11 protein-coding genes are annotated in these 24071 nt (G+C 45.0%); all 11 read right to left on the bottom strand.

From position 1 onward, the window contains the following. Positions 1-14 precede the first annotated feature (14 nt). The 11 genes from V7K61_RS31655 to V7K61_RS31605 all read right to left on the bottom strand — a co-directional run bounded on the left by V7K61_RS31655 (position 15) and on the right by V7K61_RS31605 (position 24063). A complete protein-coding gene (locus tag V7K61_RS31655; protein WP_335059779.1) occupies positions 15-1067 on the bottom strand; it encodes a DUF928 domain-containing protein in 1053 nt (350 codons plus the stop codon). A gap of 194 nt (positions 1068-1261) precedes the next feature. Beyond that, complete coding sequence (locus V7K61_RS31650) at positions 1262-3826, bottom strand: CHAT domain-containing protein (protein WP_335059777.1); 2565 nt, start codon at positions 3824-3826, stop codon at positions 1262-1264. Positions 3827-3913: 87 nt separating this feature from the next. Continuing rightward, positions 3914-6607, bottom strand: coding sequence for a two-partner secretion domain-containing protein (locus tag V7K61_RS31645; RefSeq protein WP_442936395.1), 2694 nt, complete (start codon positions 6605-6607; stop codon positions 3914-3916). Positions 6608-6759: 152 nt separating this feature from the next. Next, a complete protein-coding gene (locus tag V7K61_RS31640; protein WP_335060110.1) occupies positions 6760-9228 on the bottom strand; it encodes an S-layer family protein in 2469 nt (822 codons plus the stop codon). Between the two features lie 152 nt (positions 9229-9380). Next, positions 9381-11852 (bottom strand): S-layer family protein, encoded by a 2472-nt coding sequence (locus V7K61_RS31635; protein ID WP_335060108.1) that lies wholly within the window; start codon positions 11850-11852, stop codon positions 9381-9383. Between the two features lie 152 nt (positions 11853-12004). Next, a complete protein-coding gene (locus V7K61_RS31630; RefSeq protein ID WP_335059775.1) occupies positions 12005-14497 on the bottom strand; it encodes an S-layer family protein in 2493 nt (830 codons plus the stop codon). A 244-nt stretch (positions 14498-14741) separates the two neighbouring features. Further along, positions 14742-17288: an S-layer family protein gene (locus V7K61_RS31625; protein WP_335059773.1), complete on the bottom strand. Its 2547-nt coding sequence runs from the start codon at positions 17286-17288 to the stop codon at positions 14742-14744. 137 nt (positions 17289-17425) lie between these two features. Next, complete coding sequence (locus V7K61_RS31620) at positions 17426-19906, bottom strand: two-partner secretion domain-containing protein (protein WP_442936392.1); 2481 nt, start codon at positions 19904-19906, stop codon at positions 17426-17428. A gap of 40 nt (positions 19907-19946) precedes the next feature. Next, a complete protein-coding gene (locus V7K61_RS31615) occupies positions 19947-21728 on the bottom strand; it encodes a ShlB/FhaC/HecB family hemolysin secretion/activation protein (RefSeq protein WP_335059771.1) in 1782 nt (593 codons plus the stop codon). A 408-nt stretch (positions 21729-22136) separates the two neighbouring features. Beyond that, on the bottom strand, positions 22137-22304 hold the full coding sequence (locus tag V7K61_RS31610) for a CopG family transcriptional regulator (protein ID WP_094348841.1): 168 nt from the start codon (positions 22302-22304) through the stop codon (positions 22137-22139). Between the two features lie 418 nt (positions 22305-22722). Then, positions 22723-24063 (bottom strand): DUF4910 domain-containing protein, encoded by a 1341-nt coding sequence (locus V7K61_RS31605; protein ID WP_335059769.1) that lies wholly within the window; start codon positions 24061-24063, stop codon positions 22723-22725. Between the last annotated feature and the right edge of the window lie 8 nt (positions 24064-24071).

The following is a 24071-nucleotide window of genomic DNA, read 5'->3' as shown; positions in this document are numbered from 1 at the left end:
TCCCCAAATTGGCATTAGTTAGTAGATGCTAATAAGTTCGCTGTTACAATCTCCTTCAAACTCACTGAGGATAGAAGTTCTTCCCATTGTTTTCGGAGAGTTGCATTGTTAGGTTGAGTGGTATATACCGATGCAAGTGTTGCCACACAGTCATACCAAACACCGTTTTTACCCAAAATAGTAGCCCGCTTCAAAGCATCTTGCTCTTGAATTGCTGTTGCCAACTCCGCGCTGGGCTGGATACGCTGAATCCAACCATCGACGTAAGGCGTACTCGGACTGAGTTGACCATCTACTTTGAGTGCTAGGAACCATTGATAGTTTTTACCAACGGCTAAAGCGGGTGCATTAGCTGGTAATTCGATCGCGATTACCCCAGTTTTTCCTGCAACTGAAATGTTCATCTGATGTTGCATATTGCCAGCTTCATCCTTGAGGCTGAACACTGCTTCTTCGGCATTGGAAGCCGGGATATACACCAAGATTGTGGGACGTTCAGACACTGTTGTGCCATAGAAGTTTTGGGGCAAGAGGGCGATTAGCGCTGCTGGTTGCGTTGTATTTGTAATCGATGGATTCAAGTAGTAAGTACCAACGCGAGAAGCACCCGCACTTGCTTGTTGGGGAGCGCCTTTGCCAGGGGCAGGTGTAAAGAGGTTGCCGCGAGAAGCTCCTCCTGTTGCCTGTCTGGGCGTACCTTTACCGACAGCAGGTGTAAAGAGGTTGCCGCGAGAAGCTCCTCCTGTTGCCTGTCTGGGCGTACCTTTACCGACAGTAGGTGTAAAGAGGTTGCCGCGAGAAGCTCCTCCTGTTGCTTGTCTGGGCGTACCTTTCCCGGCAGTAGGTGTAAACATACTACCGCGAGAAGCTCCACCAGTTGCTTGTCTGGGCGCACCTTTGCCGGCAGTAGGTGTAAACATACTACCGCGAGAAGCTCCTCCAGTTGCTTGTCTAGGAGAGCCACTGTTGGCGGGTGGGGTAAATGTAACAGCATGAGCACTAGTCCATGTAGTGCTAGCGATCAGAGCGATGACGCTCAATGTACTAGCTAAATATCGACGTTTCATGATGTTTTTCCTTATGTCATTGCAATGTGATACAAACAAAATACGTTTCTTTGGGCTATGGTCAGAAGCTCAGAGAAGAAGTCTAAGTAACAGTAAAGTCAGGGAACTTCTATTAGCAGTATAGGCGAGCTTTAACCAAAACCGTGTAAAAAATAGCCTAAGTTATTAGCAGAAGACTACGTTGTATTACTTAGCTAAATCCAGTTGCCGATCAAAACAAAGCCAGACCAAAAGAACGGTTCGTGGAAATCAGTTTGGCGAATTAGGCTAATTTGTGCTTGTCTTAGTGCTTCGGCTTTAGTGATTTTGGGTTTTCGGAGTTGCTCATAGAAGCGAGTCATGACCATCGCGGCTGCCCGATCTTTGACGGGCCATAGGGTGGCGATAGTTGAGCGAGCGCCAGATTTGACAGCCAAGCCTGCTAGTCCCAGGACGGCGCGATCGTCTCCTGCGGCAGTATCGCAGGCACTTAGTACCAGCAACTCGATGGCTTTCGATGGATCGCTACCTCGATTTTTTAGGAGTTCAGATAACTCTTTAACATTGACTTGTCCATCCCAAGTGAGTAAGAAGGTATCTTCGAGGCGGGAACTAAACTGTCCGTGGGTTGCTAGGTGGACAATACCTGCATTACTAGATTTCACACGTTCAGCGAGGGCTTGACTGGTAAATTTCTGGTTTAGCAACACAGAGGACGATACTGACTTGGAAATTTGTTTCACCTCTGATTCCACGGCGGGCAAAGCACTAAAGCCAGCGCGAGATTGGCTAATGCCACCGACGATCGCACTCATCTGGTTTTGATGAAGCGATCGCGTCGCCATTAGTTGCAATCCTGGTGAGAGTGCCACAGCATACTTCTCGATCAGATATTGCTTACCATCAAAAAGAGCTGCTATGGGAATATTCCGCAATCGACCATCCAAAACAAACACCAATGTCTTGGTATCAATCAATGCTTGATCTGCCTCCTCTGGACGAATCAACCAACTATAAATTTGTTGAGACAATCGATCCCGATCTTTGGAATCGGAAACAGGGTTAAGAGCAACCAAAAAATTGTCTAGAGTCTGCTCAATTTCAGCTTGAGGTTTGTGAGTGACATAGGAACGGAGTGGTTGCCCTGCTTTGGAGAGAATTACTGTTAAACGATCTGGCAGGATGATCGGATAAATGACGGTTGCAGTGGGATCAACCCGATCGATCTGTTGAGTTTTATCTAAACAGGCTTCCCGAAAAAAGTTATCGAGTTCCGCAATTTGGAGGGACTCAATCAATTCACGAGCTTGGATTAGTTCTGCTTGACTAGGTTGATTCTCTAGAAGTAAATCAACCAGTTCCCGGTAGACAGGCTCCACACTAGTGCGAAAAGAGAACTGGACATCAGGGTTGATAGCCACCAAATCTCCCCGCAGTGCCTTTAAGGCGTTGACTGCTTCTGTATAGGCGGTAATCGCTTTTGAGCGATCGCCTTGTTGTTTATACAACTGTCCCACCTGCCAAGCAGATTGAGCAATGATATCGTTAGCTTGGAGTTGGCGGGCAATGTTGAGGGATTTCTGAGTTAATTCCTGTGCTTCAGATAATTGCTGTGTACGCTGATAGAGTTTTCCCCACTGATTTAGTGCATGAGCTTCGGCTTGAGTATCCTGAATTTGCTGTGCAGATTTGACTGTGACTGCCATCAGTTGCGCCAAATCCTTCAGCGGTAGGATTTGGTCAGGATTTGACTGACGATCTAGGGTGGCAACAAAATTGATCGCTGCGTAGAGTGAGGTGTGACTGGGGGGCAGTTCCCGGAGTTGTTGGAGTAGCTGAGGTGCGAGTGGGTTAACAAACTCCAGTTTGTCGTAATTGAGGAAAAGTTTGAACTGAGCTAAACGCGCTTGTAATTGATCGCTTGGGTTAGTTGTTAAGAGTTGAGCCTGTTCAAAGTAATTTAATGCTGATTCTGGATCTTCCAAGTCAACGGCAGTTTGGCCCAGGCTGATCAGAATAGAACTTAACTGGGGTTGGGCTGAAATTTGGCGTGCGATCGCTAAACTTTGCTCTAAAATCTGTTGACTTTTACCAGAGTCGCCCATTATTTGCAAGGCTAAACCAAGCGATCGCAGTCCACTGACTTTGATTTCATTATCCGGCATCCTTTGGAGTTTTTGAGTCAGTGCCTCTAACTGTTGTTTAGAACGGCGGTAAAATCCTAAAGTTTGTAAAGCTTGTGCCTGGTTGATTTGACTACCCAGGCTTCCCATTGTGTCGCCTGCTTGCTCATAAAATTTTTGAGCTTTTTGCCAACTTTCGAGAGCGGTTTCGGCTTTCCCAGTGTGCAATTGCAAATTTGCTTGGGTATTGAGCGCTTGTGCCCAAAGAATTGCATCAGCAGAGGGTTTAGCTATTTGCAATAGTTTTAGACTTTGCTCAATAGACTGTTGGGCTGGTTGCCATTGATTAAGCTCCTGTTGTGCCAGTGACAGGTAACTTAAACTTAGAGCTTCGTTCAAGCGATCGCCTTGGGTATGATACTGTTGTGCTGCTGTTTGCCAAATCGTCACTGCTTCTGCAAAGCGTCCTGAATGGTAGAGGTTTCGTCCCTGTTCTAGCCAATTGGTCGGTTGAGAAGTGGATGCTGACACATTTAGGGTAGAAGTTGTTGGTACTGGCAGAGAGGCTCTAGTAGGTGTAATGGTTATTGCCAAACACAAGCTCAAAATACTCAGACTGATATATAGCCAACGAAGTTGTTTGATTTGCAAAACCATAAGTAATTATTACTATAAAAGTTTAGTGTGTTGTATACTATATCACTTTAAAAGTTAATCAACTTGGTTATAAGATTCCTGAGCAAATTAACTCTTGGGAACCGCAGCACAAGTTAAGGGCTGTTGTACATGAGCGTCTGGTTGAGTGGCAATTAACTCAACTTTGCCCTTGGCGTTGCGATGCCAAGTCGTGGCTTCGATGAGAATCTTCAGTGATGCTGGAATTTGGGCATTGCGATCGCCCGTTTTGCGGTAAGCAGACAAATCTCGCACATCGTCCCAAGTGCTTAGGTTTGCCACTTGCTGCGTTGGATTTTGCGGTACACCACCCCGTCCCGTTGCCACAAAGCGACTGCTTTCACTATTTGCGCAGCCTGTAGCAATTTGCTGGGATGGATCGGTGACATTTACTGGTAGTTCGACTAAGCCGGAATTTGGATCAACGCCGATAGTATTAACTTGAACAGTGCCACTTACCCCAAATTGGGAACTGGCGGTGATGTCACTTTCTGGGGTGAGTTGGGGACGGAATTTCAGCCCAAAGAAGCCTTGAGTGGTGATTTGGATGTTGCCACCTTGTCCGAGTACAGCATTAGCCGAAATGTCGCTGTTTTCTGTTGGCACACCGATAATAGACCCCGCACTGATTTCAATGTTGCCTCCTGTAGAAGCACCACGAGCATTTGTAATGATTCTACTGCCGCGCCGCAACAAGAGAAAATCACTTGCTTGGAGACGGATGTTACCACGACTACCTCCATTCGCTTCGGCTCGCAGACTGGCTCCATTGTCGAGGAAGATATTACGGGCATTGATATTCAGATTACCCGCATCCCCAGTTCCAGAATTGCTGACGGTAATTTCTGCCCCATCTCGGACACGCAAGCTGTCAGCCGTGATATTCACTGACCGAGCAGTAAAGGCATTTGCTGCGGATGCGGTGATAGTACTGGGCAGTATCCGACCATCAGCTAAAGGTTGAGAGATGCCCTGCACGTCAATATTATTAACCCGTAAATTAACACTGCCAGCAGATCCCTGACCCTGGCTGGAAGAGGTGATCTGTCCGCCATTGAATACCCGTAGGCTGTCTGCCGTTAGGTTAATCGTTCCACCAGAACCTACAGCACCATTGCCCACAGAAGCCGTAATACCAGTGATGCTGTTGCTGTAGGCATCAATTAATGGATCGCTAACTTGTACCTCCCTTGCCCGAATATCAATACTTCCAGCCGTACCCTGCGCCCCCGGAATCGATCCAAATAATGTGTTCTTAGCACCTGCTAGTCCACTGGTAATAGTTCCACCGTTAGCTAAAATCAGACTCCCTGCGTCAATTGTGATTCGACCACCCTGCCCTGTTGCTCCACCTTCGATCGAAACGAGAACAGCACTGGTTACGCCGCTAGGGTTGGCTCCCCGAATCTCAAGGCTTTCCACAGCCCGAATAGAGACTTCTCCTGCTGTACCATTCCCTCCCAATAAACTGCTACTGATGCGATCGCCATCGAGCAGGCGAATCCGTTGGGCATCGACAGTAACCCGTCCACTCTGATTGTTGTTTCCAAAGTTGATGAACGTGCCAATCGTATTCACAGCACCGAAAGAAAAAGATGTTTTGTTTCCCACCATATCCACATCGGCAGCGTGGATGGTAATGTCTCCTGCGATCGAGTTGTTGCCAGATGTTGAGGACTGAATCACAGCACCATTGGCTAACCGCAAGCGATTGGTTTCGATGGTTATATTTCCGGCTTGTCCGGTTGTTGGCGGTTCTGATGCTGGAAAAAAGCTAAGTTGATTGCCTACCGATGTCTCAACACCAACAGCAAGACCTGGAGCAGAGAGTCCCAAAAAGTCGGCAAATTCTGTCGTTTGAATGGTAATGCCTTTACCTTGCCCAGCCGAGGTAGTGGAACTAATATTCGACCCATCCTGCATGGTCAACCCACGTCCACGGATGTTGATTCCTCCACCGTTAATTCCACTTGCATCAACCAATGAAGATTGTTTTAAGGAAATTGTACCCCAGTTTGCTGTGTCAGCAGGACTCGTCAGTTGCCATTGAGCTTGATTTTCCATTTGAATCCCAGCATTCTGCAAAGCCCATAATTCGATATGCCCATCTGGTGCTGTCAGTTTTGCCCCTGTCATGTCGATTTGACTACCAACTAAGGCTAGTGTTTGTCCGGTTTGAACTCGCAAGTCTGCCCCTTGAACTTGTATCGCTCCAGCATTTGCCCCAAGTTGCAAACCCACAGGTACACTTATAGTCAGCAAAGGAGTACTCGAAGCATTCACAGCACTAAATTCCGTCCCATCGGCAAACTTAATACTATTCCCCGTCGTTGCCAAAAATGACCCACCAATATTCAAGCGGGCATTTTTTCCAAACACAATCCCCGCAGGATTTATCAAAAACAAACTCACTGGGTTATTACTATTAAGCGTGCTAATTAACCCATCAATATTGGAAACATTTCCACCTGTCACCCGACTAAAGATGGTAGCTATATTTGGGGTATTAATTAAATCAAAGTTAGCAGAACCACCTGTAGGCACTGAGAAATTACTGAAGCTGTGAAATAAATTATTACCTTTTTCAATCCCGTTGATAATTGTGTAATTATTACCACTTTGATTGACAACGGTGTTGGTTGTAGCATCGGATGTCACCTGTGCGATCGCCGATCGCATCATCCCTGAAGTTAACAACCCACTTATTAATATAAATAGAAAAGCATAGACGCTTCGCGGCTTGTCGTTAGACACCCCTCTCATTAGCATTTAAATACTTGTACCTTTAACTAATTAATGGTCTTATAATTCCCGAAATAGTTGTGTTGTTAACATCCATTGCCTGAAATCAAAATAATTATCAGCGTTCAGTATTATTATCAGGTGTTCCCGAAATGGTATTTTCGCTAACATCATCAACTTTTACGAACGGCAGCACAGGTTAAAGATGGTTGTACATAAGCTGGTTTAACCGCAATCAATTCAATTTTACCGTCAGCATTGCGATGCCAGGTTGTGGCTTCGACGAGAACCTTTGAGGATGCTGGAATCTGGACATTTAGCTCACCAGTTTTGCGGTAAGCAGACAAATCTCGCACATCGTCCCAAGTGCTTAGGGTCGCCACTTGCTGCGTTGGATTTTGCGGCACACCACCTCGTCCCGTTGCCACGAAGCGGCTGCCTTCACTATCCGCGCAGCCTGTAGCAATTTGCTGGGATGGATCGGTGACATTTGCAGGCAATTCGACTAAGCCGGAATTTGGATCGATACCGATAGTATTAACTTGAACAGTGCCACTCACCCCAAATTGGGAACTGGCGGTGATGTCACTTTCTGGAGTGAGTTGGTTGCGGTACTTCAGCCCAAAGATGCCTTGAGTGGTAATTTTGATGTTGCCCCCATTACCATTAAAAGCATTAGCAATAATGTCACTGTTTTCTAATCCGGCGATGATCGGTGCATTAATGTTTATATTACCTCCATTACCATTACCGCCTGCTGTTGCGGCGATCGCGCTATTGTCACGCAGCACCAACAATTTCCCAACTTCTAAGGCGATATTACCTCCATTACCTGATTCTGTTTTTGCCTGGATGCTTCCAATACGATCTAATCGAATGGTATTGGCTGTGATGTTGAGACTGCCACCATTGCCGCTACCTTGACTGGTGACACTGACTGTCCCGCCATCTGTGACCGTCAGGTTCGGCGTGGTAATGCTCACATTACCCGCATTTGCCGTGAGTATATCTGGTAGATGGAATATTTGCTGCAGTTGTGGAGTTAGTCGAGTGGTAGATGAGTTGATACTGCTGTTATAGCTTCGGCCTCGACCACTGATCTCGATGGATTCCGTGGCGTTAATGCTTATATCTCCCCCATTACCTGCAAAAAATGTGGTTGCCCCAACTGCTCCCCCATCCAGAATTTGCAATTTGGCGGTATCTAGGGTCAAAGTTTTGGCGTTTCCGGTCGCAAAAGTGATTGAGCTAATGTTGCTATATAGTCCAGAGGGGCCTTGTCCCATGATAGTGGTGTGATTGGTGCGAATTGCCACTTTCCCACTGGAGCCACTGCCAAATGTAGCTGAAAGCAGTAAGGCACTATTTGACACCAGTAAACTATTGGCATTGACGGAAATATCGCCAGCGTTCCCAGAACCAAAGCTAGAAGTATAAAAACTACTAAGGCTATTTGGATTGATTGGTGAGAAGCCAGATAGTTCAATCGCTGTTGCCTCAACGTGGATATTGCCACTGGCAGATGCTCCATAGGTTAGGCTATTTAATCCTGCTCCCTGCTGGAGGCTCAATCGGGGAGTAATGACGCTGATGTTCCCACTAGCTCCGATACCCACAGCTTCACTACGTACCCCGCTCTCAATTGTGCTATCAGATGTTGTGCCAATCAGATCAATCGCCTCCGTAGCCTGAAGGCGAATGTCGCCGCCGGGAAGATTGCCGAAATTTTGTGCTACCACCAGAGAGCCATCGGTGAATTGAATGTGTCGCCCCCGAATTTGAACGGAACCTGCATTCATCCCACTGATATCTAATAGCGATCGCCCTGCTAGCTGAATATCACCAAACTTTTGCCCATCTTCATATCCCAAAGTATACCCCTGTGCAGTTGGGAGCAAACTAACCAACCCTGCACCACTCACACTGCCTAATTCTACTTGCCCTTGCTTGGCGGTCAGAGTTGCCCCATTCAACTCCAGATTGCCACCCACCAAAGCTAGGGTTTTTCCCGGCTGTACCCGTAATTCTGTAGTACTCGGATTTTGAGTAACAACCAGTCTACTGGGATTGCTCAAGGAGTGTCCTGTGCCTTGAACGTTGATCGGTGCGGGATTACTGCCCATTTGCAATCCCAGGGGAACATTGATGCTCAACAACGGGGCAGATTGAGAATCAATCGCGCTAAACTCAATACCATCGGCAAATTTAATACTATTAGCAGTTGTACCAATAAACGATCCGCCAATATTCAATTGAGCATTTGCGCCGAAAATAATCCCACTGGGATTGACCAAAAACAGATTAGCGCTACCATTGGCCCGTATTAAACCATCAATTTGGGAAACACTGCCTCCAGTGACGCGGCTGAAGATATTCTGCACATCTGCGGCGTTGTTGAAGATTGCTGTGTCACCTGTGGGTATAGAGAAATTACTGAAACTGTGAAATAAATTATTACCTTTTTGTACACCGTTAATAATATTAAAATTATTACCACTTTGATTGACAACGGTGTTGGTTGTACCATCGGATGTCACCTGTGCGATCGCCGATCGCATCATCCCTGAAGTTAACAACCCACTTATTAATATAAATAGAAAAGCATAGACGCTTCGCGGCTTGTCGTTAGACACCCCTCTCATTAGCATTTAAATACTTGTACCTTTAACTAATTAATGGTCTTATAATTCCCGAAATAGTTGTGTTGTTAACATCCATTGCCTGAAATCAAAATAATTATCAGCGTTCAGTATTATTATCAGGTGTTCCCGAAATGGTATTTTCGCTAACATCATCAACTTTTACGAACGGCAGCACAGGTTAAAGATGGTTGTACATAAGCTGGTTTAACCGCAATCAATTCAATTTTACCGTCAGCATTGCGATGCCAGGTTGTGGCTTCGACGAGAACCTTTGAGGATGCTGGAATCTGGACATTTAGCTCACCAGTTTTGCGGTAAGCAGACAAATCTCGCACATCGTCCCAAGTGCTTAGGGTCGCCACTTGCTGCGTTGGATTTTGCGGCACACCACCTCGTCCCGTTGCCACGAAGCGGCTGCCTTCACTATCCGCGCAGCCTGTAGCAATTTGCTGGGATGGATCGGTGACATTTGCAGGCAATTCGACTAAGCCGGAATTTGGATCGATACCGATAGTATTAACTTGAACAGTGCCACTCACCCCAAATTGGGAACTGGCGGTGATGTCACTTTCTGGAGTGAGTTGGTTGCGGTACTTCAGCCCAAAGATGCCTTGAGTGGTAATTTTGATGTTGCCCCCATTACCATTAAAAGCATTAGCAATAATGTCACTATTTTCTAATCCAACAATGATGGGTGCATTAATATTTATATTACCTCCATTACCATTACCGCCTGCTGTTGCGGCGATCGCGCTACTGTCACGCAGCACCAACAACTTCCCAACTTGTAAGGCGATATTACCTCCATTACCTGATTCTGTTTGTGCCTGGATGCTTCCAATACGATCTAATCGGATAGTATTGGCTGTGATTTTGAGACTGCCACCATTGCCGCTACCTTGACTGGTGACACTGACTGTCCCGCCATCTCTCAGCATTAGGTTCGGCGTTGTGATGCTGATCGTACCGGCATCGGCTGTCAGTATATTAGGCAAACCAAGTAGCTTCTGGAATGTTGGGTTTATGTACATGGTAGACGAGTCGATGGCGCTATTTCTTAACATAGTGCCACCACTAATTTGGATGGATTCTGTAGCATTTACGCTAATATCTCCTCCATGACCGACAAAAAACGAGCCTGCGGTAATTGTTCCCCCATTTAGTAGTTGTAATCTGGCAGTATCTAGTGTTATTGTTTTGGCATTTCCTCTACTGAAGGCATTTGAGCTAATTGCAGTGGGGCTAGGTCGGGAGCTACTTCCCCTGATGATGGTATCAATGTTGTGAATGATAACTTCACCACTGTCACCAACACCCAGCGACGCTGAAAACAATGCTCCACCATCAGATATTAGTAAACTATCGCCATTGACGAAGATATTACCTGCGCTCCCGGAACCGAATGTACCAGTGTTAATAACGCTGGCATTTGAAGTGGTCAGCGAGAAACCAGATATCTCTAGCGCTGAGGCATCGATCTGAATATTGCCACTAGCAGATACTCCATAGCTTATGCTAGTTAATGCCGCTCCCTGCTGGAGGCTAAATCGGGGAGTAATGACGCTGATGTTACCACCAGTTCCAATCCCCAAGGTTTCACTCCGAACTCCGCTGGTTGTACCAGTCAGATCGATTCCTGCCGATGCCTGAAGATGCAGGTTGCCACCAGGGAGATTACCGAAATTTTGTGCCAGCGCCAGCGAGCTATCGGTAAATTGGATCTCTTTACCCTGAATTTCAACCGAACCTGCATTCATCCCACTCACATCCAGCAGCGATCGCCCAGTGAGTTGAACGTCATTAAAGCTTTGCCCATTAGCATACCCAAGCGTATAACCCTGAGCATCTGGTATCAAGTTAACTAGCCCTATGCCACTCACACTGCCCAATTCAATTTGCCCTTGTTCGGCAGTCAAGGTTGCCCCATTCAGATTTAGATTACCACCCACCAACGCCAGAGTTTTTCCAGGCTGTACCCGCAGTTCTGTCGGACTAGGAGTGCGAGTGATGGAAGCGAGATTATTGGTCAAGCCTAAGGTTAAGGTATGTCCTGTGCCTTGAACGTTTATCGGTGCGGGATTGCTACCCATTTGCAATCCAAGGGGAACATTGATACTCAACAACGGAGCAGAACCAGAATTAATCGCGCTAAACTCAATACCATCGGCAAATTTAATACTGTTGGCAGTTGTACCAATAAACGATCCGCCAATATTCAATTGAGCATTTGCACCGAAAATAATCCCCGCAGGATTCATTAAAAACAAACTTACCGCGTTATTACTATTAAGCGTGCTAATCAACCCATCAATATTGGAAACATTTCCACCTGTAACCCGACTAAATATAGTTGTAATATTTGGGGTGTTAATTAAATCAAAGTTAGCAGAACTACCCGTAGGCACTGAGAAATTACTGAAGCTGTGAAATAAATTATTACCTTTTTCAACCCCGTTAATAATTGTGTAATTATTACCACTTTGATTGACAACGGTGTTGGTTGTAGCATCGGATGTCACCTGTGCGATCGCCGATCGCATCATCCCTGAAGTTAACAACCCACTTATTAATATAAATAGAAAAGCATAGACGCTTCGCGGCTTGTCGTTAGACACCCCTCTCATTAGCATTTAAATACTTGTACCTTTAACTAATTAATGGTCTTATAATTCCCGAAATAGTTGTGTTGTTAACATCCATTGCCTGAAATCAAAATAATTATCAGCGTTCAGTATTATTATCAGGTGTTCCCGAAATGGTATTTTCGCTAACATCATCAACTTTTACGAACGGCAGCACAGGTTAAAGATGGTTGTACATAAGCTGGTTTAACCGCAATCAATTCAATTTTACCGTCAGCATTGCGATGCCAGGTTGTGGCTTCGACGAGAACCTTTGAGGATGCTGGAATCTGGACATTTAGCTCACCAGTTTTGCGGTAAGCAGACAAATCTCGCAGATCATCCCAGGTGCGTAGGCGTAGCCCATCGTAGACATTGCTCGTCACCTGATTAGGATTTTGCGGCACACCACCTCGTCCCGTTGCCACAAAGCGACTGCCTTCACTGTCCGCGCAGCCTGTAGCAATTTGCTGGGATGGATCGGTGACATTTGCAGGCAATTCGACTAAACCAGAATTTGGATCGATACCGATAGTATTAACTTGAACCGTGCCACTCAACCCAAATTGGGAACTGGCAGTAATATCACTATCAGAAGTGAGTTGGTTGCGGAACTTCAGCCCAAAGATGCCTTGAGTGGTGATTTGGATATTACCACCTCTGCCTCGCACTGCATTGGCAATAATATCGCTGTTTTTTAAGCCGACGATGATGGGTGCATTGATGTTTATATTACCTCCATTCCCTGAACCGCCAGCTGTTGAAGTTATCTGGCTATTGTCTTGAAGAAGCAACAGGTTTGTGGTGGACAATTTAATATTGCCACCATTACCGGAGTCTGTTTGTGCTTGAATAAACCCTTGATTCTTTAATTGGATGGTATCTGCACTAATATTAATATTGCCACTATTTCCACTGCCTTGACTGGTGACACTGACTGTTCCGCCATTCGTCAGCGTTAAGTTCGGTGTGGTAATGCTCAAAGTACCGGCATTCGCTGTTAATATATCTGGCAGACCAAATCGTTTCCGCACTAACGGATCGGGTCGGATTGTGGAGGCGTTAATGCTACTATTAGTTGCCCGACCTTGACCACTGATAACGATCGCTTCAGTAGCGTTGATGCTCAAATCTCCCCCATTACCTGCAAAAAATGAGGTGGTAGCAACTGCTCCCCCATCCAGAATTTGCAATTTGGCAGTATTCAGAGTCAAGGTTTTGGCACTTCCGGTTGCAAATGTAGTTGAGCTAATGTTGCTGTAAAGTCCAGAGGGACTTTCTCCCATCACTGTGGTATTGGTGTTACGAATCGTCACTTTACCGCTAGAACCACTGCCAAAGGTAGCCGAAGATAGTGAGGCACCGCTTGATACTAGTAGACTATTACTATTGACGAAAACATCACCAGCATTCCCAGTGTTTAGTGTAGTAGTGTTTACCGTAGTCACGTCAGCAGGATTCTTCGGTGAAAAGCCAGACAGTTCAATGGCGGTTGCATCAATATAAATATTGCCACTCGGAGCTGCTCCATAAGTTGTGCTATTCAACCCCGCTCCCGACTTGATAGTGAAGTTGGGAGTAATAACGCTGATATTCCCACTAGCTCCCATACCAAAAGCATTACTACGCACTCCGCTCTGAATTGTGCCATCAGCTGTTTTGGCAATTAGATTAATGGACTCTGTAGCCTGAAGGCGAATGTCACCACCGGGGAGATTGCCAAAATTTTGCGCCAGTACCAGAGAGCCATCGGTGAATTGAATTTGCCTACCCTGAATTTGAGCTGAACCTGCATTCACGCCGCTGATATCTAATAGCGATCGCCCTGCCAGCTGAATATCGCCAAAGCTTTGTACATTCCCATATCCCAGTGTATAGCCCTGTGCGGTTGGTATCAGGTTTACCAATGCTGTACCGCTTACACTACCCAATTCAACTCGCCCTCTTTCAGCGATCAGGTTTGCCCCATTTAGATGTATGTCGCCACCCACTAAAGCTAGAGTGTTTCCCGGCTCTACCCGCAGTTTTGTAGAATTGGGAGTCTGAATCGGGGGAAGCAGAGCCAGTCCACTGACATTTCTCAAAGTATGTCCTGTACCTTGAATGTTGATGGGTGCGGGATTGTTACCCATTTGCAATCCAAGGGGAACATTGATGCTCAACAGTGGGGTAGTTTGGGAATTAATTGCGCTAAACTCAATACCATCGGCAAATTTAATACTGCTGGCAGTGCTACCAATAAACGAACCCCCAATGTTTAGTTGGGCATTGGCTCCAAAAATTATCCCACTAGGGTTGATCAAGAACAGACTGACGGGGTTGTTGCCGTTAATCGTCTGAATCAAGCCATCAATGCTAGAGATATTACCGCCAGTAACACGGCTGAAGATAGTAGAAATGTTGGGCGTGTTCGTTAAATCAAAAGTAGCCGAACCGCCAGTGGGAACCGAAAACTGCTGGAAACTGTGAAATAAGTTACTTTTGGCGGCACTACCGTTAGTAATGGTAAAATTATTACCGCTTTGGGAGACAGCAGTATTGAGGGTGCCATCGGGAGTTAGCTGGGCACTCACAGAGGCACACCAAAGGAGCATCCCACCTGTCAGCATTAAATTAATCAAACCCCAGCAAACAGAAGGTGCTTTCATCGCTCACTTTCTATTAATAATATATATAGGGTTCCCTAAACGGCATTGTGTTTGAACAGCATCAACAGTTTTACCCGGATTTCTCACCACACCTCGAATGGAGGAGTAATGAGTAGTGAGTAGTGAGTAAGAATGTACAAGTTCTTGCACTGGTATTGCGCCTGTTGCTCTTTTACTTATTACTCATTACCCATTACTTATTACTCATCATCAAACGCAAAGGAGCTTGTGAGAAATGCGGGTTTTAGTAGTCATCTTGGTGTAGCTTTGTGAAAACAAAACTTGGCGTAGGCATTGCAATTGCTGGAACTTCAGTTTGTGCAGCACAGGTTAAATATGGTTGTAAATGGGTTGGTTGAGCCGCAATTAACTCAATTTTGCCTTGGGTGTTGCGATGCCAGGAAGTAGCTTGGAGAAGAACTTCTGAAGATTCAGGCATTTGTGCTCTGACTTCGCCAGTTTTGCGGTATTCAGAGATATCACGGACATCAGACCAAGTGCTTAGGCGTAGCCCATCGTAGACATCGCTTGTCACATCTTGATTGGGATTTTGCGGCACACCACCTCGTCCCGTTACCACAAAGCGACTGCCTTCACTATCCGCACAGCCTGTTGCAATTTGCTGGGATGGATCGGTGACATTTACTGGTAGTTGGACTAAGCCGGAATTTGGATCGATACCGATAGTATTAACTTGAACAGTACCACTCAACCCAAATTGCGAACTGGCGGTGATGTCACTATCAGGTGTGAGTTGGTTGCGGAACTTCAGCCCAAAGATGCCTTGGGTGGTGATTTGAATATTGCCCCCCCGCCCTTTAATGGCATTAGCAATAATGTCACTGTTTTTTAAGCCAACGATGATGGGTGCATTAATGTTTATATTACCTCCATCACCATTACCGCCTGCTGTTGCTGCGATCGCGCTATTGTCACGCAGCAGCAATAACTTCCCAACTTGTAAGGCGATATTACCTCCATTACCTGATTCTGTTTGTGCCTGGATACTTCCTTGACGGTCTAATCGGATCGTATTGGCTGTGATGTTAAGACTGCCTCCATTGCCACTCCCTTGACTAGTGACACTGACTGTTCCGCCATCTGTCACCGTCAGGTTCGGCGTGGTAATGCTCACATTACCCGCATTTGCCGTGAGTTTATCCGGTAGACGGAATAATTGCCGCAGTTGTGGAGATAGTCGAGTGGTAGACGAGTTGATACTGCTGTTATTGTTCCGACTGCGACCGCTAATCTCGATGGATTCCGTGGCGTTAATGCTCAAATCTCCCCCATTACCGGCAAAAAATGTGGTTGTCCCAACTGCTCCCCCATCCAGAATTTCCAATTTGGCGGTATCTAGGGTCAAAGTTTTGGCGTTTCCGGTCGCAAAAGTGATTGAGCTAATGTTGCTATATAGTCCAGCGGGGCCTTCTCCCATGACAGTGGTGTGATTGGTGCGAATCGTCACTTTACCACTGGAGCCACTGCCAAATGTAGCTGAAATCACTGAGGCGCCATTTGACACCAGTAAACTATTGGCATTGACGGAGATATCGCCAGCGTTCCCAGAAGCATAGCCAGAAGTAGAAAGAATACTAACCTTTGGATTGATTGGTGACAAGCCAGACAGTTCAATCGCTGTTGCATCAACGTGGATATTGCCACTGGGAGCCACTCCAACTGAAATGCTATTCAACCCCCCTCCCTGCTGGAGCGTAAGACGGGGAGTAATTACACTGATGTTCCCACTAGCTGCGATACCCACAGCTTCAGTACGCACCCCACTCGGAATTGTGCCATCAGCTGTTCTGCCAATCAAATCAATCGCCTCTGTAGCCTGAAGGCGAATGTCGCCCCCGGAGAGATTGCCGAAATTTCGCGCCAGCACCAGAGAGCCATCGGTGAATTGAATGTGTCGCCCCCGAATTTGAACGGAACCTGCATTCACCCCGCTGATATCTAATAGCGATCGCCCTGCTAGCTGAATATCACCAAAGCTTTGCCCATCTTCATATCCCAAAGTATAGCCACGTGCAGTTGGTATCAAACTAACCAACCCTGCACCACTCACACTGCCTAATTCTACTTGCCCTTGCTTGGCGGTCAGCGTTGCCCCCTTCAACTCCAGATTGCCACCCACCAAAGCTAGGGTTTTTCCCGGCTGTACCCGCAATTCTGTAGCACTCGGATTTTGAGTGACAAGAGGCTGTCCACCGGGATTGCTCAAGGAGTGCCCTGTGCCTTGAACGATTATAGATGCCGGATTGCTACCTATTTGCAATCCAAGGGGAACATTGATACTCAACAGTGGGGTCGTTTGGGAATTAATTGCGCTAAACTCAGCGCCATCGGCAAATTTAATACTGCTGGCAGTGCTACCAATAAACGAACCCCCGATGTTCAGTTTGGCATTGGCTCCAAAGATTATCCCACTAGGGTTGATCAAGAACAGACTGACGGGGTTGTTGCCGTTAATCGTCTGAATCAAGCCATCAATGCTAGAGATATTACCGCCAGTAACACGGCTGAAGATAGTAGAAATGTTGGGCGTGTTCGTTAAATCAAAAGTAGCCGAACCGCCAGTGGGAACCGAAAACTGCTGGAAACTGTGAAATAAGTTACTTTTGGCGGCACTACCGTTAGTAATGGTAAAGTTATTACCGCTTTGGGAGACAGCAGTATTGAGGGTGCCATCGGGAGTTAGCTGGGCATTCACAGAGGCACACCAAAGGAGCATCCCACCTGTCAGCATTAAATTAATCAAACCCCAGCAAACAGAAGGTGCTTTCATCGCTCACTTGCTCTTAACAATATATATAGGGTTCCCTAAACGGTATTGTGTTTGAATAGCATCAACAGTTTTAGTTGTCATCTTGGTGTAGCTTTCTGAAAACGAAACTTGCCGTAGGCATTGCAATTGCTGAAACTTCATTCAGTTTGTGCACCACAGCTTAAATATGGTTGTATATGGGTTGCTTGAGCCGCAATTAACTCAATTTTGCCTTGGGTGTTGCGACGCCAGGAAGTAGCTTGGACGAGAACTTCTGAAGATTCAGGCATTTGTGCTGTGACTTCGCCAGTTTTGCGGTATTCAGAGATATCGCGGACATCAGACCAAGTGCTTAGGCGTAGCCCTTCGTAGACATCGGTCGTCACATCTTGATTGGGATTTTGCGGCACACCACCCCGTCCCGTTACCACAAATCGACTGCCTTGGTATGCAGAACAACCACTGGCTATTTGTTGTGATGGATCGGTTACATTGGTTGGTAATTTAACTAAGCCAGAGTTTGGATCGACACCAATGTTATTGATTTGGACACTACCGCTAACCCCAAATTCAGAACTAGCGGTAATGTCATTTTCGGGAGTGAGTTGGGGACGGAACTTGAGTCCGATAATCCCTTGGGTTGCGATTTGAATATTGCCACCCTTTCCTTTCACCGCATTGGCAATAATGTCACTATTTTCTAAACCCACAATGTTGGGAGCATTAATCGTAATATTGCCACCATTACCACTGCTACCTGCTTGTGCACTGATCAAGCTGCCATGACGCATCAGTAGTAGATCCCGCAGTTGTAAATTAGTGTTACCGCCACCGCCTGCTTTTGTGGATGCTGAAATGCTGGCCCCATTGTCAAGTCGTAGGGTGTTCGCCTGAATGTTTAAAGTACCAGCTTTACCTAAGCCAAGGTTTTGGACAAAAACTGTTGCACCATTACTGATGTTAAGAAGTGGGGTGTTAATCGTGGTGTTACCTGAAGTAGCGCTGGAAACTCCAAAAACAGGACGAACAGCAGTACCAATATAGCTGGGATTTTCTGCATCTTTGACACCATTCACATCAATCGATTCAGACGCATTGATAGTCAGTGAACCCGCATTTCCTAAAACTATGCTAGAAGCTGACACTCTGCCGCCAGCTTTAAGCGACAGTGTACGGGTATCGATTTTCAAATCCCCTGCATTACCAGACCCGAATGTGGCAGTAGACAACAAACTAAAATACAAACCCTTTGGCGCTCCCTCATTTATCACCTGAATTGTATCTGCTTTGACGATGAGATCGCCGCCATTACCTGAAGCGTAAGGTCTTGCTGCTATATTGCCGCCAGCTAAAATAGATAGGTTTTGAGTGGAGATGTTAATATTTCCACCTTTCCCAGTCCCATAGGAAGCGGCTAATATCTGGCTGACTGCTCGAAAAGGAGAAGGATCGCCAAATGCAAAACCATTCACCCGCATTTCATCAGTATTTATTGCAATATTGCCACCCGGTGCTGTGCTAAAGGTACGGTTTAAGATATACCCACCCCCATCAATATTCAATTGTGGGGTGGTAACGATAATATTCCCTGCCGCACCTGGGGATATAGTTTCATTAATTAAACTGCTGGAACTTTTAAAATCAGGAGACTTGCCGATAATCTGGAGGGACTCTGTGGCATTGATTGCAATATCACCAGCAGTTTGATTGCTGCGATTTTGTACTAATATCAGTGAACCATCTCGGATACTGACCTGTTTACCCTGAATTTGGATGGCTCCTCCCCTTTGCCCACTGAGGTCGCGTGCAGATGCTAAAGCTCGTTGAGTTATCTGAATATCGCCAAAACTCGAAGCATTAGGATAACTCAGCGCAAATCCTTCAGGGATGGAATTGAGGGTGACGCTGCCGTTAGTGATGCTACCCAGTTCTATTTGCCCTCCTGGTGCGGAGAGCAATCCTCCATCTAAGGCAACATTCCCACCCAGCAATGCCAGGGTCTTTCCAGATTGCAACTGTAATCCTCTGGTACCGAGGTTTAATCCAGAAACCTGAAGTGAGTCGCCTAATTGGGCATTGTGTCCTGATCCTTGGACGGTAATGGCTCCTGGATTGCTACCAAATTGTAAACCAATGGGAACATTAATGCTCAACAATGGAGCATTTTGGGGACTAATTGCGCTAAATTCAGCACCATCGCTAAATTTAATGCTCTGGGCAGTTGTCCCTATAAAGGAGCCGCCAATATTCAGTTGGGCATTCGCACCGAAAATAATCCCACTGGGATTGAGCAAAAACAGATTAGCGCTACCATTGGCTTTAATTAAACCATCAATGTGGGAAACACTGCCTCCAGTGACGCGACTGAAGATATTTTGCACATCTGCGGCATTGTTGAAAAAAGCCGAGCCGTTGCTAGGAACTGAAAATTGGCTGAAGCTATGGAATAAATTGTTGCCAACTCGATTACCGTTGGTGATGGTAAAGTTATCGCCACTTTGAGAGACAGTAGTATTTAAAGTGCTATCAGGAATTACCTGGGCACTCACAGGCATTACCATCAACGGCACTATTCCAGCGAACAGAACCAACCAAATAGAGTTCGTTGTCATTGCCAAGCCTTTATTTATACCTTGCATTTTAGGTTGTCCAAAACGGTATAGTTTTGAAACGATCGCCTCAAAACGCTGAATAACTCACTGAGAAGTAGAGTCCATTTTCCTGGAGCGATCGCTTTTCACCGTCCACTGAAATCAAAGGAATGCCCCAATCTATGCGCGCGAAGAAGTCATCACCCTGTTTCCACAACAGCCCCAACCCAGTACTAACAAGCGTACTCGATGATGGATTTTCGCCTTTGGTATTCCAGCCTTTACCTACATCAATGAAGGGTGTCAGTTGCAACACTCCGCCAATTTTAGCAGCGCGGACAATTGGTACTCGAAATTCCGCCGAAAATAACAGACCATTATCTGTGAGTAATGCGTCTTGGCGATAGCCCCGGACACTTAGCTGTCCACCAAGACCAAATTGCTCTAAAGGCACTAAGGAATCTGCTGCCAATTGGAAATCGCCCCTAGCTAAAAATAGAGTATCTGGTGCTAATTGTCGCACCCACTGTGCCTGTCCCCGCCACGCGAAAAAGCGGCTATCTGGTTCATTATTACTGACATTAGCATCGAACCAATCTACGCCAAAACTCAATTGCGATCGCGCCGCAAATACATACTGGTTGCTTCGCTGGGTATATTCTTGAAAAAAGCGCAGAGCCGAAATATTGGTTTTTCCATTCGCATCTGCACCTGGGGAAAGTCGAAACGGTCCAATGTTATCAATACCTAACTCAGTTTGGCTTGACTGGCGCGAGAACGATAGCCCCACTGCCAACTCTTGGGTTGGTTTTTGCACCAGTGGTTGCCGATAGCTCAATTCGTAAGAGCGAGTATTTGACTGAATATCAAGGACACTGAATGGCTTTTCAATCACGCGATTCCATCCTTGACTAAAACCGAAGGATACAGTGCCATTGCGGGCATTAATCGGCAGTGTGTAATTGACATTGATTGTATTACTGCCATCGGTATTGGCGTATCCCACGCTCAGGGTATCGCCCAAACCCAATAAATTGGCTTCTTGCAGATCCACTCCCCGGCGAAAACTGCCCACACTTGGCGATCGCCCATTATCCAGGCTTGCTGTCAGCTTAAAAGTTTCTGCTTCTTCAACCTCCACTTGCAACACATTGGTTCCCGATTGCACGCCTGTCTGCAACTCGGCTGATAGGTTTTGAATCCGCGGATTGAGGCGGAGTAGTTGCAGCTTTTCTATTAAGTGTGGTATATTTAGAGGTTTGCCTGCACCAAGTTTGATGCGATCGCGAATGTATTGAGTGTTTAATCGCCTATTACCGACAATCTTTATTTCTTGCAAACTACCCTCAATCACCTGAATTTTGATTGTCCCAGCTTCTATTGTCTGTGGTGTAATCAATGCGCCTGTGGTGACATAGCCGTTATCAGTGTAAAGCTTGGTGATGGCATCTTTAACTTGCAACAACTCTGCAAATGTCAGTTCTCGCCCCACAAAGGAATTTGTGACCGCGGCAAACTGTTCTGCTTTGAAAACTGTACTGCCCAAAACTTCAATGCGATCGACCCGAAATTTGGTATTGGGGTCATTCTGCTCTAGAATCGGCTGATTCGGTAGTTTTAGGGATGGAAGCAATTGATTCTCGTCTGGTGGCTTGGGTAGCAGATCCGACGGTAACGGAGTCTCAGGAAGATCGTCTAACCGACCTGGGGGTAATGTCTGAGGTTCAGGAGTTTGGGCGATTGCATCCTGATAGTTACACAATATTGTGGCGATCGCAAAGCTGAGTGTTATAAATCCAGCAAAAATCCTCAGTTCGCCCACGGACTTGCTTACCTTTGGCTGATTTATAACCAAGGTTTTTCTAATCATTATTTGTAATTAAATAAATTAGGGATTAAATTCTTAATACTTTGGAAAGTATAAGTAAATAAGTGGTAAGTACTATATCTAACTTAAAAATTTTCCGAAAAGATCAGTAATATTACTACTTGTCAAAAAATAGTCCAGAAGCAAAGCCAGATACAAGAAGGGTATTCTGCCCGAAAAAATGGATAAATTACTTTTTAATTATGCAAGTGTATCAAGATGATTGCACAAGATCCAAAGCAAAAGTCAGAGCGAAGATTTCCTCGGCTCTGAACTTTGTAAGAGAGTATTCTTATTTAAATTCCCTAACTTTAATTATAGGGATTCACTGTTAGCTGATAACTGTTAAACAGCATATTTCACTGAAAAATTAAGATGTACTTATCCTGTTTGATTTTTTTGCAGTCTGATTCACGAGGTTTCAGAGGCTTTTTCATCTTTAGGATAAAGAGAGCGAATTAACTCCCGAATTACATCAGTTGCTGGTCTGCCAGTCGTTGAGCAGTATTGTTCAAGCTTCTGTGCCTCGCCTGATGTGAGATTGATTGTAAGTCGTTTAACAGCCCATTTTTTATTCATGTACTAGACAAGGTATGTTTTTAAACTACTTCTCTAATATCAATCATCTAAACTGCTCTTACAATGGTATAAGTAATGACATTTGTTTCAAGTAATCATGAAGTTAAATAGGATATTTTTCCCAGCAATAGTGAAGAGATGAAGTATCTTCTAAATTATAAAGTTAAGGTACTTTCCGGGCAGTAATTATAAATAGAATGTAAAAATAACAGTAAATATATCAATACAAAATAAGTATTCTCACAGAACAGCGGCTACACAAATGTACTCCTTTGGAGAAACCGTTGGCGCAGCCTCTCGAAGAGAAGGATAAGTAGGTGGGCAGAAATAATTATTGTTGGAAAAAGGCAGGGGGCAGGGAGCAGGGGGAGAAAGGATTTTAGCCTTGCGAATTTCATTTTCCTAATCTTTTTCAAACTTAATTGATTTTAATTGTTAATAAGTCATGTGTTGATAATGTATCGGCAGCAGATTTAATCACATCAAATGACATACCCGACTTTTCTGCAATATCTAATAGAGTATGCTGACCGTCAGATAAATTTAAAACCCACAGGATTGCCATTTCATTTAGCCCGCTATCTTTGTTACCACCAACTGCCCGATATATTCCTCTTTTACCTAACTGTGGCTCACATTTGGGATTTTTGTTGTAGTAGATTTCGTTATTGTTGAGGATATACAACATCGAATTACATTGAAAGAATGACTCAGCAAGATATTGGGGTTGAACGAAATTTAAATCATCTGCTGAGGTATGGTATTCAGGAAAACTACCATGAGGCGATCGCATGAAGCAACCTACAGCTAAATTAAATCCTGGCGAGCAATATTGTCGCTCATCATAGCCATAGGGGAAGAAATCTATAATTTTGTGATCTTGTTTTGAGTTTTTGAGTACATAAGCAGCAACTTTATCGATTTCAGTGTCACCTCTACGGCTTTTTTTGTAGGTAAAGTTGCCTGCATCTCCTAAACAAGTTAATACCAAGCCATGTTTAATGTTATTGACTTTAGCTTCATTGAGAGCCAACCATGTAATTGAGCCAATGGTTCCGGGAATCCAGAGAAATCTATAGGAATATCTTGGTGTAGTTTGACTTAAATATTTAGCGATAAAAGTAGCGATCGCAATTCCTGAAAGATTATCATTACACAGTGAAGGATGACAGGCATGGCAAGAAATCAAGACTTCATCAGTACTGTCTCCGGGAATATAATACTCGCCATAAGTCAAATAACCTGGTTGCAGAGAAGAATCAATACATACTTCATATTCTTCATCATTTAGTTGCAAATACTGATTGTGAGTCAGGCAAAAACCCCAACTTTCCTTATAATATGAAGTTCGGTAAGGAATCCAATTAGGATAATCGGCAAGTGTAAATAGATGTGATTTAAGTTCTTGAAGAGAGATTTTTTGATGTATGGGAATACTATAGTTAACAACGTGCAAATTTGAATTAGTAAAATCTACAATCTTTTCACCTTGAGAGTTTTTAATATAGGCATCTTTAATATTCCACTCATTAGGAACTGTCCAATCAAATACCTCTGTTCCTGTTGGCACTTCATGAACTGACAAAGGAATATACTGCTGGAGAATTTTTAAAGTTTCTCTAAAACCATCACCTGTAATACTACGGCAAATGGGATATAAATCAGAAACTAGTTGGTAAATTTCTAGACTGATATCCTTTAAGTTAAAAGAATTTTTTAGATCGACTAAATTAATATTCTGAAGTCTATCTGCAACCATAAGTAGAA

Origin of the sequence: Nostoc sp. (assembly GCF_036918015.1) — a bacterium.
Taxonomy (GTDB): domain Bacteria; phylum Cyanobacteriota; class Cyanobacteriia; order Cyanobacteriales; family Nostocaceae; genus Nostoc.
The sequence above is the reverse complement of the archived record's forward strand: the minus strand, read 5'-3'. Positions and strand labels throughout refer to the sequence as shown.

What these genes read in the sequence shown, in the direction of transcription:
- V7K61_RS31655 (WP_335059779.1), bottom strand. Translation starts at nt 1,067, where the DNA reads ATGAAACGTCGATATTTAGCTAGTACATTGAGCGTCATCGCTCTGATC.
- V7K61_RS31650 (WP_335059777.1), bottom strand. Translation starts at nt 3,826, where the DNA reads ATGGTTTTGCAAATCAAACAACTTCGTTGGCTATATATCAGTCTGAGT.
- V7K61_RS31645 (WP_442936395.1), bottom strand. Translation starts at nt 6,607, where the DNA reads ATGAGAGGGGTGTCTAACGACAAGCCGCGAAGCGTCTATGCTTTTCTA.
- V7K61_RS31640 (WP_335060110.1), bottom strand. Translation starts at nt 9,228, where the DNA reads ATGAGAGGGGTGTCTAACGACAAGCCGCGAAGCGTCTATGCTTTTCTA.
- V7K61_RS31635 (WP_335060108.1), bottom strand. Translation starts at nt 11,852, where the DNA reads ATGAGAGGGGTGTCTAACGACAAGCCGCGAAGCGTCTATGCTTTTCTA.
- V7K61_RS31630 (WP_335059775.1), bottom strand. Translation starts at nt 14,497, where the DNA reads ATGAAAGCACCTTCTGTTTGCTGGGGTTTGATTAATTTAATGCTGACA.
- V7K61_RS31625 (WP_335059773.1), bottom strand. Translation starts at nt 17,288, where the DNA reads ATGAAAGCACCTTCTGTTTGCTGGGGTTTGATTAATTTAATGCTGACA.
- V7K61_RS31620 (WP_442936392.1), bottom strand. Translation starts at nt 19,906, where the DNA reads ATGCAAGGTATAAATAAAGGCTTGGCAATGACAACGAACTCTATTTGG.
- V7K61_RS31615 (WP_335059771.1), bottom strand. Translation starts at nt 21,728, where the DNA reads ATGATTAGAAAAACCTTGGTTATAAATCAGCCAAAGGTAAGCAAGTCC.
- V7K61_RS31610 (WP_094348841.1), bottom strand. Translation starts at nt 22,304, where the DNA reads ATGAATAAAAAATGGGCTGTTAAACGACTTACAATCAATCTCACATCA.
- V7K61_RS31605 (WP_335059769.1), bottom strand. Translation starts at nt 24,063, where the DNA reads ATGGTTGCAGATAGACTTCAGAATATTAATTTAGTCGATCTAAAAAAT.